This is a genomic window from Acidocella facilis ATCC 35904 (assembly GCF_000687875.1).
GTDB classification, from domain to species: domain Bacteria; phylum Pseudomonadota; class Alphaproteobacteria; order Acetobacterales; family Acetobacteraceae; genus Acidocella; species Acidocella facilis.
The window spans coordinates 293,825-308,032 of the sequence record NZ_JHYG01000002.1 but is presented as its reverse complement, the minus strand read 5'-3'; the positions used below and the strand labels follow the sequence as shown (position 1 = coordinate 308,032).

The window sequence follows — 14,208 nt, the reverse complement described above, 5'->3', positions numbered from 1 at the left end:
TATGACTCCAAAGAGATCATTCCGTCACCTCTAGCCGAATGTCGCTGCTGGCCCGATAGCCACCCTCTACACCCTCGCCACCCCCACCCGCTTCCACCAGCGCAGCCGCGTCACATCCACCAGCGCCTCCCCCTCCAGGCTCTGCCAGCATTCCCGCTCCCCCGGCGGTTGCGCGTAAAGCGTCTCCGTCGCCGGCCAGGCGTGGAAGACGGACCAGGTCCAGACGCGGTGGCGCAGATAGATGCCGCGCAGGCGCCTTGCTAGGCGCATATCCGGCACCGCCCGGCGCTTTTCCGCGAACAGCGGCGCGGCGCCGAGGCGGCGGGCGAGCAACCAGCTCAGCGGGGCGACATAGTTTGAAAAGACGATGGTGAAGCCAAGCTCTTTCTGCAGCGTCTCGACCACGCGATAGAGCTGGATATGTTCCGGGTGGCCATATTCGCCCCAGGGATTATGGGTGAAGACCTCGTCAACGCCCGTGAGCAGCGGGCGCAGGCGCTCCCGCAGCGTGGCGAAATTCGCATCATAGCGCGCCTGGCCGGCTGCATCGTTGATCGCCATGCCGGTCGGCGTCATTTCAGCATCGTCCCAGTTCACCAGCAGCCTTGTGCCGCTTTCCGGGATGGCGAGATTGACCAGGTTGGGCAGGCCCAGCGCGGCCACGGCGCGGGCGCGGGCGGCGGCTTTCTCCGGCTTGCCGTAGGGCGCGCCATAGCAGAGCACGACCTTGTCGGCCGCGCGCAGGGCCGAACTCATCCAGAGGATTTCATCGTCAGGATGGGCGGCGACGACGACGCGGCGCATCAGGCCAGCAGCTCGTCATAGATATCTTCCAGGGCCGCGCTCTGGCGGCGAATGTCAAACTGGCGCTCGATGCGCCTGCGCGCCGCATCGCCCATGCGCAGCCGCAGCACCGGGTTGGCGAGCAGGGTCGCCATCGCCATCGCCAGCGCCTCGGGGTCCTGCGGGGGGACGAGAAAGCCGGTTTCGCCCTCGGCGATGCCCTCGGGAATGCCGCCGACGCGCGCGCCGATGCCGGGCACGCCGCAGGCCGCGGCTTCCAGCATCACCATGCCGAGCCCTTCCTCGCGGCCGGATTCGGTTTTGATGCTGGGCAGCACCAGCATGGCGGCGCGGCGCATCCAGCCCAGCACCTGCTCATGTTTCATGCCGCCCAAGAAGTCGATGCGATCGGCAAAGCCGGTGTCCTGGGCGAGCTTTTCCAGGCTCTTGCGCAATTTGCCGTCGCCGATCAGCACCAGCCGCGCGGCCGGGTGCTGCGGGGCGATGGACGCGAAGGCGCGGATGAGGAATTGCGTGCCCTTCACCTCTTCCAGCCGGGCGACATGCAGGATGATCGGCTCCTCCTGCGCGGCCAGGCGCGGGGCGATGGCCGAGGGGTCGACGCCGATATAATGCACCCGCACCCGCTCCGGCGGAAAATCCATGGCCAGGAGCTTTTCGCGCAGGAAGTGGGAGGCGGCGAGGAACAGGCTGCCCTGGCGGGCGAGCCTGCCCCGGCGCAGCGCGTAGCGGGCCCAGGCCGGGTTGGCGAGCAGGCCGAGCGGGTTCAGCGTGGCATCGAAGCCATGGAACGTGGTGACCAAAGGCACGCCAAGCCGGGCGGCGAGCGGCAGGGCATAGACACCCTCGACGCCGAAATGCGCGTGGATCAGATCCGGCCGCTGGCCCTCCAGCCGGTAGAGATAAGGGTGCGGGCTGGCGGAGAGCAGATGCCAGGCCGCCGGCAGGAAGCGCAGCTTCGGGGCCAGATCCTCCAGCGCCATCGCCTCGGCGCCCGGCGGCGGCGCGCCATAGCGCAGCCGTCCCAGGTAAAGCGGACGGTAGCGGCGAAACCGCCCCGCCTGCTGGGTGATGAAAGGCTCCGAGAGGCGGAACAGATTATGCCGGAAGATCGCAACCTGGCGCATGCGGCCTCCCCCGGCGCGGGTTACTTGGCAGCGGCGAAAGCAGGCGCGCCGAGCAGCCCCAGCCTTTCGCCCACCTGCGCGAACAAGCCGATGGCCTGGTCGATCTGTTCAGGGCTGTGCGCGGCACTCACGCTGGAGCGCAGCAAAGCCAGGCCCTTGGGCGTGGCCGGCGGCAGGCTGACATTGGTGTAGAGCCCGGCCTTGAGCAGCGCCGCCCAGAAGCCGAAGGCGGCCTCCGGCGAGGGCATGATGGCGGAGACCACGGGGCTGGGTTCCGGCCCCAGCTCAAAGCCCAGCCCGGCCAGGCCGCGATAGAGCCGCAGGGCGTTTTCGTTCAGCCGCTGACGCAGTTCCGGGCGGGCGCGCAGCTGGTGCAAGGCTGCTTCCGTGGCGGCGATCACGCCGGGGGGGAGCGAGGCGGTGAACATATAAGGCCGCGAGACCACGCGCAGGATTTCAGCCCCGGGCATATCCGTCACCGCAAAGCCGCCGACACCGCCGAGGCTCTTGGAGAAGGTGCCGACGATGAAATCCACATCCGCCTCAACCCCGGCCTGTTCGGCGAGGCCCCGGCCAGTGGCGCCCAGCACGCCGAGCGAATGCGCCTCGTCCACCACCAGGCAGCCGCCATATTCGCGCTTCACCGCGGCGAATTCGGCCAAAGGCGCGGTGTCGCCCAGCATCGAGTAAATGCCCTCGACGATGATCACCTTCTCGCCCGGCTCACCGGCCAGGCGGCGCAGGCGGTTGGCGAGGTCGTCCGGGCTGTTATGGCGAAAGCGCGTCACCTGGGCGTAGCCGAGGCGCGAGCCGTCATAGATAGAGGCGTGGGAATCCGCGTCCAGCAGCAGATGGTCGCCCTTGCCGGCCAAAGCCGAGATGATGCCGAGATTGGCCTGGTAGCCGGTGGAGAACACCATGCCCTGCTTGCGGCCATAGAAATCCGCCAGCGCCGCTTCCAGCTGCTGATGGCTGCCATAGCTGCCATTGGCGATGCGCGAGCCGGTGGTGCCGGTGCCGGCCGCCTGGGTCGCTGCGTTGGCCGCGGCGATCACCGCCGGGTCGTAGGTCAGGCCGAGATAATTATTGGTGCCGAGCAGCAGCGTCTCGCGCCCGCCGATGATGGCGGCGGTGGGGGAGAGCACGCGCTCGAACGGCACGTTGAACGGGTTGGCGCCCGCCGCTTCCAGCCCAGCATATTGCTGCGCCAGAGCGGCGTATTTATCCAGCACGGCCATGGCGGATCAGGCGGCCTGTTTCAGGCGCTGCACGGTGGCGATGAGATCGCCCAGCGTTTCCACCTCGGCGATCTTGTCCAGCGGCACGGAAATGTCGAGCTTGTCCTCGATCTCCATGACGAAATCCATCACCGCGACGGAATCGAGCCCCAGATCCTCGATGATATGGGTATTGTCGGAGAGCGGGCGGTCCTGCGGCAGGGCGGCGCGCAATGTGTCGAAAATGATTTCGCGGATCTCGTTGGCCTGATCAGACATATCGCTGCGCGCGGCTCCTCTGCCATTGCCCGCACGGCAGGGCCGCACAGGCGGCCCATGACAAACGTGCAGGAAAAACTATACTTCTTACCAGCCCCTCTATTAAAGAGCGGGCACCGCCTTGTCACGGGCCTTTCGGGCGGCATCACGCGCCGGGCCCCCTGCTGCCTTGAGAGAGTTGGTCGAGCGCTTTGAAGACGGATCGCTATTTAACCGGTGAGATCATCCGCCCCTTTGCCGTGGTGCTGGGGATTCTGGCCTTGCTGTTCGCCGGCTACAGCCTGGCGAACATTCTCTCCGATGCCGTGAACGGGCTGCTGCCGGTGCGCGCCATCGCCGCGCTGACCGGGCTGAAATTGCTGATCTCGCTCGAAGTGCTGATCCCGATTTCGCTGTTCATCGCGGTGGTGGCCGGGTTCGGGCGGCTGCAATCGGATGGTGAGATCACCGCCATGCTGGCCCTGGGGCTGGGGCCGCGCCAGCTTTTGCGCCCGGTGATGCGCCTGGCGCTGGCGCTGGGGCTGGGCGTGGCCGGGCTCTCGCTCTTCGCCCGGCCCTGGGCCTATGCCACCTCGCACGAGATCACCCGGCGGGCCGCGGTGACGCTGAATGTGAATGCAATGGAGGCCGGCACCTTCTATGCCAGCGCCAAGGGCGACCAGGTGGTATTTCTGGGCAACCGCGCCGGGCCGCACGCCGCCGCGCGGAACCTGTTCGTGGCGCGTGAACAGAACGGGCATCTGGAGATCATCACCGCCGCCAACGCCACCCCCGCGACCATGGGCGATGACGGGCGGCGCAGCGTGCATCTCTCGGATGCGCATATCTATCAGCTCGACCCCGGCACCCCGGCGAACGACCAGGTGCTGGACGCGCAGGGGCTGAATATCGACCCGGACGGCGCGCTGCCCGGCAAGCCCGGCTACAGCCCGGTGGCGGCGAGCAGCGCCAGGCTGTTCACCTCCTCCACCCCCGGCGACGTGGCGGAGCGGCAATGGCGGCTCTCCACCGGCATTTCCACCTTGCTGCTGGCGCTGCTGGGGGCGATTTTGAGCCGGGGCAAGCCAAGGCAGAATCGCTATGCCAAGTTCGGCCCGGCGATTCTGGCCTATTCGGCCTATTACCTGCTCTGCACCATCGCCCGCACCTGGGTGCAGCATGGCGATGTCGGCGCGTTTCCGGGGCTGTGGTGGGCGCCGTGCCTGCTCGGGCTGTTCATCGCGCTGATCTGGTACGGGCCAGCGTTGCGCCGGCTTTTGCACCGGCCGGGCGAGACGCCGCGCCACCCCCACCCCGCCAACACCAACTGGCACGCCGCCACCAGCCACGATGCAGCTTGACCGTTATGTCGGCTGGGTGGTCGGCCGCGCCTTTCTGCTGTTCATCATCGGGCTCACGGCGCTGTTCAGCCTGCTCAGCTTCGTCGAGCAGCTGGGGCTGGTCGGGCAGGGGCATTACACGCTGGCCGACGCGCTGAGCTATACCGCACTCACCGCCCCGGACCGGCTGCTGCAGCTGGCCCCGGTTTCGATGCTGCTGGCCAGCCTGCTGGGGCTGGGCAGCCTGGCGAAATCCTCCGAACTCACGGCGTTTCGCAGCTTCGGCGTGTCGCAGGCCAGGATTGTCGGCGCCGTGGCCAAGCTCTGCCTGCCGATCATCCTGGCGCTGTTTCTGCTGGCGCAATTCGTCATCCCGCCGGCGCAGCAGGCGGCCCAGCGCGCCCAGGCGGCGGCTTTGGGCGATGCCCTGCCCGGGATGGTGAATGGCGGCTTCTGGGCGCAGAAGAACGGGGTGTTCCTGAATGTGCAGAGCTTCGCCGATGGGCACACGCTGCACGGCGTTTCCATCTACACGCTGGCGCCGGACGGCACGCTGCGGGATGTGGTGCAGGCCGATGACGCCACCCCGCAGCCCGATGGCAGCTGGGCGCTGAGCGGGGTGCATCATGAGGTCATCACCCATGGCCAGGTGGAGAGCGCACCGGCGCAAAGCCTGAGCTGGAAGCCCTTTCTTTCCACAAGGCAGCTGCAATTGCTGGCGATCCCGCCGGAGACGATGCCGCCTTTGGCGCTCTATGCCTATCTGCGGCAATTGCAGGCGCAGCATCAGCAGGCATTGCGCTATCAGCAGACCTTCTGGAGCATGGTGGCGGTGCCGCTCTCGCTGTTCGGCATGGCGCTGATCGCCGCCCCCTTCGTATTCGGGCCGCAGCGGGCCGGCGGGGCGGGGCGGCAGATCGTCATCGGCGCGCTGCTGGGCATGGTCTATCTGCTGGTGCAGCAGATTACCGGCTATCTCGGGCTGTTGCTGGCGGTGCATCCGGCGATCGCGGCGCTGGCGCCATCTTTGATACTGCTGGGGGTGGGGGGCTGGCTGCTGGAGCGCAGCCATAGCCGGTTGGGGCGGGGCGGCTGAACGCCGGGGCTTGACCGGCACGCAATCCTGGCTTGCCTGATCCGTTTCGATACATCATTATGGTTGTATAACGAAAACAGGACGCCATCCATGCTCGACATCAGGCCGAACTGCGAATGCTGCGATATCGATCTGCCGCCAGAGAGTGCGACCGCGCGCATCTGCAGCTTCGAATGCACATTCTGCGCGGCCTGCGCCGAGGATCTGGGCGGGTACTGCCCGAATTGCAGCGGCAATCTGGTCGCACGGCCGATCCGCCCGGCGCGAATGCTGGCGAAATACCCGGCCTCGTCGCGCCGGGTGGTCAAGCTTTCAGGCTGCGCCTGACCCGCTCCGCTCGCCGATCTGCTCAAGGAAGGCGTGATACTGCACCTTCTGCGCCTCCAGCAGCACGATCAGGATGGCGCTGAAACCGATGATCTCGAAGACGAAATACAGCACCGGCAGCTTCACCAGCGCGGCGAGGAACAAGCCCAGCGTGCGGTAATTGGCGCAGAGCACGCCCCAGCGGCGGGTCACCGGGGCGAAGCGGGCGCGGTAGGCTTCGCGCAAGGCCGCCTCCTGCCGGGGCTTTGAGATCAGGATGGCGGCGAAGACGCGGTGAAATTCCGCCGCCCCGCCGGAGGCCCAGAGCTGCACCCGGGCATAGAGATGATGCAGGCGCCCGGCGATGCCTTTTGGCTTCGCATCCAGCCGCGGCAGCGCCGCCGAGGCCCGGCCCCAGCCCCAGAAATTATAATCCTGGCGCTGCATCTCATACGAGGCCGATTGCACCGCATGGGCGACACCGGAGAGGGCCACCAGCGCCCAGGCCCAACCGCCCATGAACCGGCTCATCGCCAGCGCCAGCCCGACATAGACGGCGGTGAAGGTGACATAGTCGCAGATGCCGTCAAGGATCTTGCCGAGCTCGGAATAACGCTTGGTCAGCCGCGCCAGCTGGCCGTCGGCACCATCCATCACATGCCAGGCCAGCATCAGCAGGAAGCCCAGCACGGCGCAGCCGGTGCTGCTGTAGAAATGATAGGAGACACCGGCCAGAATCCCGCAGCCCATGCCGAGCAGCGAAACAATATTGGGCGAAATCCCCCATTTCGCGAAAAGCGGCACCAGGGCGGCGGAGATCGGGTGGATCAGATAGAGGTTGGTCGGGTCCTCGATCTCATAGGTGCGCCGGATCGGATCGGCCGCGCCGGCACTGGTGGCATCGCTCACGATATCTGGACCTTCTTACAGCCGGCCTTCATCCAGCAGCGCCTCGGCCTTGCCGAAGGCGATCGGATCATCGACATCCACCCAGAGCCGGTCGCCGATATCCAGCACCCGCGCCTTGCCCCAGCCGGCCAGCACGTTCATCGCCCCGGAAATGCTGTCATCGCCGCGGGTCTGGGATTCTTCCAGCGCGTCGAACATCACCGGGTTGCAGCGGAACACGCCGGTATCGAAGCAGTTAAAGTCGCGGATCACCTTGCCGATATGCTTGAGCACATCGCCCTCGCATTTGACGCGGGTGACGTCTTCCGGGTCGTTCAGCGGGTTTTCGATATTGAAATCCACGCCCAAAGTGACCGTATCCGGCTCGGCCTTGGCCTCGATCAGCCGGCGCAAAATCTGCGGGTCGACGAGATGGTCGCACATGGTGAGCAGGAACGGCTCATCCAGATATTGCTTGGCCGCGAGCACGGAGACGCCGTTGGCGCGGTCCCAGGCGCGGTTATGGATGCGTGTGATATGGATGCCGGAGCGGCGGGAGAATTCCCCCAGCCGCGCCTGCAATTCCTCGGAACGATAGCCGGTGACGACGAGAAACTCCTCGATCCCGGCTTCGCGCCCATTGCTGATGACGCGCTCGATCAGCGGCACGCCGCGAATCGGGATGAGCGGTTTCAGCTCCCCCTTTTCGCGCAGCCGCGTGCCCTGGCCGGCGGCGACGATCAGCGCCTTCATTCGGCGGCGGTGACGGCCAGCAGCGGACGGCAGGTGCGGATGAACTCTTCGGTCATCTCATGCGCGATGTCGTCAGTGTACTGCACCGGCGGGTGCTTGCAGAAATAGGCGGAGGGGCCGGCCAGCACGCCGCCGACACCGGCTTCCAGCGCCAGTTTGCAGCAGCGCACCATGTCGATGACGACACCGGCGGAGTTCGGGCTGTCCTGCACCGAGAGGCGCAGTTCCAGATCCATCGGCACGTCGCCGAACTGCAGCCCTTCCATGCGGATGAAGGCGATCTTGTTGTCGTTCTGCCAGGGCACATAGTCGGACGGGCCGATATGGATGTGCTCTTTCTGCATCCGCTCCTTGGCCACGGCCTGCACGGCTTCGGTCTTGGATTTCTTCTTGGAGACCAGGCGCTGCTGGTTCTTCATGTTCAGGAAGTCGGTATTGCCGCCGGTGTTGAGCTGATAGGTGTTGATCAGCTTCACGCCACGCTTGGCGAACAGATCCGTCAGCACGCGATGGGTGATGGTGGCGCCGACCTGGGATTTGATGTCGTCACCGATGATCGGCAGGTTGGCGGCCTCGAACTTGTCCGCATAGGCCTGATCGCTGGCGATGAAGACCGGCATGTTGTTGACGAAGGCGCAGCCGGCTTCCAGGGCGCAATCCGCATAGAAACGCGCGGCCTGCTCAGAGCCCACCGGCATGTAGTTCAGCAGCACGTCGGCCTTGGTGGCCTTCAGCTCGGCGACGATCTCGTCCTTGCTCAGCTCTTTCGCGTCGGAACGCACAAAGGTGCGGTCCTCGTCGTAATCGGCCATGTGTTCGGAGATGCCGTCCAGCACCTGGCCCATCTTCACGATGGTGCCGGTGGCGGGAATGTTCGGCTCGAACACCTTGGTGCAATTCGGCTTGGCGAAGATCGCGGTGGCGACATCCTGACCGACCTTGCGGGCATCGACATCGAACGCCGCGACCACGCGGATATCGTTGGGCTGATAGCCGCCGATCTCGGTGTGCATGAGGCCGACCACGCCTTCGGCGCAGCGCTCGGGCGTGTAGTAATAGATGCCCTGGATCAGGGAGCTGGCACAATTGCCGATGCCAGCGATCGCGATGCGGATGCCGCCGTTCTTCGCCATAATCAACCTCGTCTCTCGCTAAATTCCGCCGACGGGCAGGATGCCGCCAGCTTGACCAGACGCCAGGACGCACGCCGGCCGCGCCAGCAAAGCTGGCGGGGACTGTAAACAGAACCGGGTACGCGCTCGTCTCTCAACCTTGTAACCAAAGGCCTCCTGCCACTCGCAGCCCTGCCGGGGATTGGCACCGGGCCTCCCGCCTCTTGCGGAAAACCCTGGACGGACTGCAGGCACTTGCGGGATGAGTCCGAACTCTGCGCGGTAAGTAAGTCAGTCTCGTAGCTGTTTCCGTCATGTGTCGCAAGTATGACAAGCGCGTAAGACGCCTGGACGGGCTCAATCTTGTGGGGCGAGGGCGGGCAGAAGCCGGTCCGCCAGGGCGCTGAAAAGCTGGGTGGTGCGGTGGGCGCGGATATAATCCGGACTGATTTCAGCGACATAGGGCTTGGTGCGGACCGAGCCATACCAATGCGCGACCCTGGTTTGCGGGCTGAGCACGCGGGCCAGCGCGGCCTGGGCGTGGCGTGTGGGGCGGAACCAATGTTCCGAGATTTCCGGCGGAAGGGGGTAGAAAACCGCCGGTGCATGAATGGTCAGGTCCGGCACCGGCGCGGCTTCCAGCAGCGCCTGGTAGAGATCCGGCCCCAGCGCGTAAGCACCGGGCGCGACATCGCCCGGCAGCGCCGCCATGGCGCGCAGCACGGCGGCGAAGAAGGGCGCGCCGGGCACGGCCCCCATCACCGCGTTATTCACCGCCGGCGCATACCAGCCTTCCACCAGCCGGAAGAACCGCCAGCCGCCGGGCAGCAGGCGCAGGGTTTTGCGCAGCACATCCAGCCCCAGATGCTTGGCCCAGAGTCGCGGTGAGCGCGAGGCGCGCACCCATTCCGGCCAGACGATCCGCTCCGCGCCGAGAAACTGCGGGACATTCAGCAAAGGCGTGAGCGGCGCCACGGTGAGGGTGTCGACATCCAGATACACCCCGCCCTCCTCGAACAGGATGGCGGCGCGCAGCATGTCCGCGCGCTGCACCGGGCTGCTCAGGCGGGCATAGAGCCGGGTCAGGCCGGGGGCGAGGCCCAGCGCCGCCTCGACGCGGGCGAGGCGGCCTGGCGCGTCCTCGCGCACCAGCTGGATGCCGGCCGCCTGCAGGGCCTCGAGCACTGGGCCGGGCGCCAGATCATCGGTATGATGCAGGCAGACTCCCTCCATCCCCCCGTGCGCGGCGGCGGAGAGCAGCGCCAGGCCGTGCGCCCAGGCCAGCTTCGGACCGATCCAGCAGAATCGCGCAATCGCGGGGATGGACATGGAGATTTGGTAATCCAGCAAACAAAATGAAGCGGTTAGCCAAGGCTGGCTAGGCGGCGGCGGGGCGCTCTGTCAACCGTGCCAGACGCCAAAGCCATTGCCATTCCCTTGTGAGTCTGTTAGCGCCAAGCGATGGCACCAACGGTAAATTCCAGGCAATATGACTGAGCCGACCCCGACTCACCATCCCGGGCAGCCCAAGCGTATCGCCGATTTCGGCACTTTGGCCGAGGCTTTGGACTATGCCGCGTTGGGCCCAACCGGGCTGAATTTCTATTCCGGCAAAGGTGTCCTCACCGAATCCCTGCCTTATGCCCGCTTGCGTATGCAGGCGTTGGAGCTGGCCCGCAAGCTGCTGGGTGCGGGTTTGCAGCCGGGGGATCGCGTCGGGCTGCTGGCCGAGAGCGATGGGGATTTCGCCCGCGCCTTCTTCGCCTGCCAATATGCCGGGCTGGTGCCCGCCCCGCTGCCCTTGCCCGCGGCGTTTGGTGGCAAGGAGGGTTATATTTCCTTCCTGCGCCGGATGATCCAGGCGGCCGACGCGCATGCCGTGTTCGGCCCCGCCGTGCTCTCCGACTGGCTGGCCGAGGCCGTTGACGGGCTGGGGCTGAAATGCGCCGGCCTGATCGCGGATCTCGCCGACGCGCCGATGGTGCCGCAGGAGCGCCTGCCCGCCCCCGAGGCTCTGGCCTATCTGCAATTCTCCTCCGGCTCCACCCGCTTTCCGCTCGGCGTGGCAGTGACGCAGGCGGCCTTCATGGCCAATGCGCATTACATGGCCAAATACGGGCTGCAGGTGAATGAGGATGATCGCTGCACCAGCTGGCTGCCTTATTACCATGATATGGGGCTGGTCGGCTTCCTGCTGATGCCGATGGCCTGCCAGCTTTCGGTCGATATTCTGCCCACCCGCGAATTCGCCCGCCGGCCGCTGCTCTGGCTGCAGCTGATCACCCGCAACAAGGGCAGCATCTCCTTCAGCCCCTCTTTCGGCTATGAGCTCTGCGCCAGGCGCGCCCAGACCGCGTCGACCGCGGATCTCGATCTCTCCTCCTGGCGGCGTGCCGGGATTGGCGGGGACATGATCCGCCCGGCGGTGCTGACCCGCTTTGCGGCACGCTTTGACGCGCATGGCTTCGCCCCCACCGCCTTCATCCCCTGCTACGGCATGGCCGAGGCGACGCTGGCGCTGAGCTTCAGCCCGGATGGCCAGGGCGCGCGCGAGGATGCGGTGGACCAGCTGGTGCTGGAGCAGGAGCATCGCGCCGTGCCGGCGAATGAGAACAGTGCCCGCACCCGGCATTTCGTCGTCTGCGGGCAAATGCTGCCCGAACATGAGGTCCAGGTGCGCGGCGAGGATGGCGGCTTGCTGGCCGAGCGTGAGGTCGGGCGCATCTATGTGCGCGGGCCGAGCCTGATGCTGGGCTATTTCGGCGCCCCGGAAGAGACCGCGCGCGTGCTCTCCGCCGAGGGCTGGCTGGATACCGGGGATCTTGGCTATCTCACCGGCGGGCAGATCGTGATCACCGGGCGGGCCAAGGATCTGGTCATCGTCAATGGCCGCAATGTCTGGCCGCAGGATCTGGAATGGGCCGCCGAGGCGGAGATCGCCAGCTTGCGTAGCGGCGATGTCGCGGTGTTCTCGGTGGATCATGGCGAGGATGAGGAGGTGATCGTCCTCGTGCAATGTCGCGCCACGGAGGATGCGGCCCGCCAGGCGCTGGTGGAGGATCTCACCCGCTTCTTCCGCGGCCGCCAGGGGCTGGAAACCCGGGTGGTGCTGGTGCCCCCGCACAGCCTGCCACAGACCTCGTCCGGCAAGCTCAGCCGCTCGCGGGCGCGGGCGATGTATCTGGACGGCGCCTTCCAGCTGCGCGCCACCGCCACCGCCGCGGAGTAGAGCCGCGATGCGCCGGCTCGCTCTGCTGGCCTGGCTGCTGCCGGGATTCGCCTGGGCGGGCGGGGCGGGGCCGTTCTACCATGAATATAAAAGCTGGATCATCGCCTGCGATAACGGGCTGAACTGTGAGGCCAAGGGGCTGAACAGCGACGGCACGGACCAGCAGGCGACCATCGACTTCACCCGCGCCGGCGGGGCGGATGGCAAGGCCGAGCTGGACATCATCTATACCGGCGCGCTGGGGCTGGACGGGCTGAGGCTGGATGGCGGCCCGTTGAAGCTGGGGACCAGCTGGAGCAGCGCCACGCAGGACGGCATCACCACGCTGAGCACTACGGATGTTACCGCCATCCGCGCCTTCGTGCAGGCGGTGCGCAACGGGCATGAGATTGAGCTTCCGGGTGAGACGGCGGTGCCACTGGACGGGTTTTCGGCGGCGATGCTGAAGATGGATGCGCTGCAGGGGCGGGTCGGCACCGTCAGCGCGCTGCTCAACCAAGGCGCCAAGCCGGCCAGCGAGGTGCCGGCTCCGCCCGCCTTGCCGCTGCTGCCGGCACGCAAGATCACCGCGACGCTGGCGCCCGGCGAGGCCGCAAAGCTGATCGCCCTGGCCAACGGCAAGGCAGCGGCGCTGCAGGCGGATGAGTGCGAGGCGGAAGCCGCCCAGGCCATGCCGCCCGAGGCGCACGCGCTGAGTGCGGATAAGGCGCTGGTGCTGCTGCCCTGCATCATGGGGGCGTATCAGGGCAGCATGTTGGGCTTCATCGTGGGGCGAGGGGATGGCAGCGTCACCGCCTTACATCTGCCCTTGCCCCTCCCCGGTGACAGCGATGATACCGACCTGACCAGCCCGGAGTTCGATCCGGCGCGGGGCCGACTGTCGATATTCGCGAAAGGCCGGGGCATCGGCGATTGCGGGGTGGCGGCGAGCTGGATCTGGGACGGGACCGGCTTCGTGCTGGCCAGCCTGACTTTCCAGGATGCGTGTGGCGGCGCCACGGCGGACTGGCCAGTGCTCTATCAGACCCGTGGTAACTGAGGCACCGCTTCTGGCGCTGACCGGCGGGACGGGGTTTCTGGGTCTGCATCTGGCCCCTGCCCTGTCCCGCGCCGGCTTCCGGCTGCGGCTGTTGAGCCGGCGGCCGGTGGAACATCCTGCCCTGGAGGGGCTGACCTTCGAGACCGTGCGCGGCGCGCTGGAGGATGAGGCGGCGCTGGCGGCCTTGGTGCGCGGCGCGGATGTGGTGGTGCATGGCGCCGGGCTGATCAAGGCGCGCAGCCGGGCCGAATTTCTGCGCGGCAACCGGGATGGCACGGCGGCGCTGGCGCGGGCGGCGCGGCTGCACGCGGCGGGGGCGCGGTTTATTTTCATCTCCTCGCTGGCGGCGCGCGAGCCGGAGCTTTCACCCTATGCGTTCAGCAAGCGCGCGGCGGAAGAGGCTGCGCGGGCGGCTTATGCGCAGGCGCCGGACCAGCTTGCCATCGTCCGGCCGCCGGCGATCTATGGGCCGTGGGATCGTGAGAGCCTGGCGATGTTCAAGGCGGCAAAAGGGCGTATCGCGCCGGTGCTTGGCGATAGCAAGGTGGCGGTGATCCATGCCGATGACGCGGCCGGGGCGATTACGGTGCTGGCCGGGGCCGGGTTTCGCCCGGGCTGCTTCGCGCTGGCGGATACCCAGGCGCAGGGCTACACGCTGCGCTTTGTCGCGATGCAGGCCGGGGCGGCGATGGGAGGGGCGCCGCGTCTGGTGAAATTGCCGGCGCCTTTGGTGCTGGCGGTGGGGGCGCTCTCCGGCGCTGCCGGATGGCTGCGCGGCGCGCCACCGATCTTCACGCTGGGCAAGGCAAGGGAGATATTGCATCCGGACTGGTCGGTGCCCGCACAGGAGCTATTGCCGCGCGAGATCTATGCGCCGCGCATCGGGCTGGCGGAGGGCTTTGCGCAAACGGCCGCCTGGTACCGGCAGGCGGGCTGGGTTTAGGAACATTTGCAAAAGTTTTTGGGGGTGTGGGGACTTTTTTCAAAAACTCCCCACGAACGTTCGGGGTGGTGGCAACGCCGTCGCCACCACCCCGAC

Annotated in this window: 14 protein-coding genes; 6 read left to right on the top strand and 8 right to left on the bottom strand. The window is 66.8% G+C overall.

Features of this window, described 5'->3' with window-relative positions; genetic code table 11:
* Positions 1–66 precede the first annotated feature (66 nt).
* Genes T331_RS0103915 through T331_RS0103900 form a run of 4 tightly spaced genes read right to left on the bottom strand, consistent with a single transcriptional unit; the run spans position 67 to position 3,427 of the window.
* Positions 67–804, bottom strand: a complete 738-nt coding sequence (locus T331_RS0103915) for a PIG-L family deacetylase (RefSeq protein ID WP_026439099.1) — start codon at positions 802–804, stop codon at positions 67–69.
* Positions 804–1,931: a glycosyltransferase gene (locus T331_RS0103910; protein ID WP_026439098.1), complete on the bottom strand. Its 1,128-nt coding sequence runs from the start codon at positions 1,929–1,931 to the stop codon at positions 804–806. Before T331_RS0103910 ends, T331_RS0103915 begins: the two co-directional genes overlap by 1 nt.
* Positions 1,932–1,951: 20 nt before the next feature.
* Positions 1,952–3,169 carry a serine palmitoyltransferase gene (gene spt, locus T331_RS0103905; protein ID WP_026439097.1) on the bottom strand — a complete coding sequence of 406 codons (1,218 nt, stop codon included), beginning with the start codon at positions 3,167–3,169 and terminating at the stop codon, positions 1,952–1,954.
* A gap of 6 nt (positions 3,170–3,175) precedes the next feature.
* Positions 3,176–3,427, bottom strand: coding sequence for an acyl carrier protein (locus tag T331_RS0103900; protein ID WP_008495030.1), 252 nt, complete (start codon positions 3,425–3,427; stop codon positions 3,176–3,178).
* A 191-nt stretch (positions 3,428–3,618) separates the two neighbouring features.
* Here T331_RS0103900 and lptF point away from each other — a divergent pair, with 191 nt between their 5' ends.
* The 3 genes from lptF to T331_RS0103885 all read left to right on the top strand — a co-directional run bounded on the left by lptF (position 3,619) and on the right by T331_RS0103885 (position 6,169).
* Positions 3,619–4,767, top strand: a complete 1,149-nt coding sequence (lptF, locus tag T331_RS17240) for an LPS export ABC transporter permease LptF (protein WP_051622098.1) — start codon at positions 3,619–3,621, stop codon at positions 4,765–4,767.
* Positions 4,757–5,842 carry an LPS export ABC transporter permease LptG gene (gene lptG, locus T331_RS17235; RefSeq protein WP_051622096.1) on the top strand — a complete coding sequence of 362 codons (1,086 nt, stop codon included), beginning with the start codon at positions 4,757–4,759 and terminating at the stop codon, positions 5,840–5,842. The genes lptF and lptG overlap by 11 nt, the downstream gene beginning before the upstream one ends.
* A gap of 90 nt (positions 5,843–5,932) precedes the next feature.
* Positions 5,933–6,169 (top strand): DUF1272 domain-containing protein, encoded by a 237-nt coding sequence (locus T331_RS0103885; protein ID WP_026439096.1) that lies wholly within the window; start codon positions 5,933–5,935, stop codon positions 6,167–6,169.
* Here T331_RS0103885 and T331_RS0103880 read toward each other — a convergent pair.
* The 4 genes from T331_RS0103880 to T331_RS0103865 all read right to left on the bottom strand — a co-directional run bounded on the left by T331_RS0103880 (position 6,155) and on the right by T331_RS0103865 (position 10,230).
* Entirely contained in the window at positions 6,155–7,057 is a 903-nt protein-coding gene (locus T331_RS0103880; RefSeq protein ID WP_026439095.1) for a CDP-alcohol phosphatidyltransferase family protein, read from the bottom strand. The two genes, T331_RS0103885 and T331_RS0103880, sit on opposite strands and share 15 nt — an antisense overlap.
* Positions 7,058–7,072: 15 nt before the next feature.
* Positions 7,073–7,789 (bottom strand): phosphocholine cytidylyltransferase family protein, encoded by a 717-nt coding sequence (locus tag T331_RS0103875; protein WP_026439094.1) that lies wholly within the window; start codon positions 7,787–7,789, stop codon positions 7,073–7,075.
* A complete protein-coding gene (locus T331_RS0103870; RefSeq protein WP_026439093.1) occupies positions 7,786–8,922 on the bottom strand; it encodes an inositol-3-phosphate synthase in 1,137 nt (378 codons plus the stop codon). The genes T331_RS0103875 and T331_RS0103870 overlap by 4 nt, the downstream gene beginning before the upstream one ends.
* A 336-nt stretch (positions 8,923–9,258) precedes the next feature.
* Positions 9,259–10,230, bottom strand: a complete 972-nt coding sequence (locus T331_RS0103865) for a glycosyltransferase (protein WP_051622139.1) — start codon at positions 10,228–10,230, stop codon at positions 9,259–9,261.
* 160 nt (positions 10,231–10,390) lie between these two features.
* Between T331_RS0103865 and T331_RS0103860 the strand changes: the two genes are divergently transcribed.
* From T331_RS0103860 to T331_RS0103850, 3 genes are read left to right on the top strand one after another with little or no spacing between them, the layout of a single operon-like run.
* Entirely contained in the window at positions 10,391–12,130 is a 1,740-nt protein-coding gene (locus tag T331_RS0103860) for a fatty acyl-AMP ligase (RefSeq protein WP_008495021.1), read from the top strand.
* A gap of 7 nt (positions 12,131–12,137) precedes the next feature.
* Entirely contained in the window at positions 12,138–13,169 is a 1,032-nt protein-coding gene (locus T331_RS0103855; protein WP_026439091.1) for a DUF1176 domain-containing protein, read from the top strand.
* Positions 13,159–14,112, top strand: a complete 954-nt coding sequence (locus T331_RS0103850; RefSeq protein ID WP_026439090.1) for an NAD-dependent epimerase/dehydratase family protein — start codon at positions 13,159–13,161, stop codon at positions 14,110–14,112. The genes T331_RS0103855 and T331_RS0103850 overlap by 11 nt, the downstream gene beginning before the upstream one ends.
* Positions 14,113–14,208 lie beyond the last annotated feature (96 nt).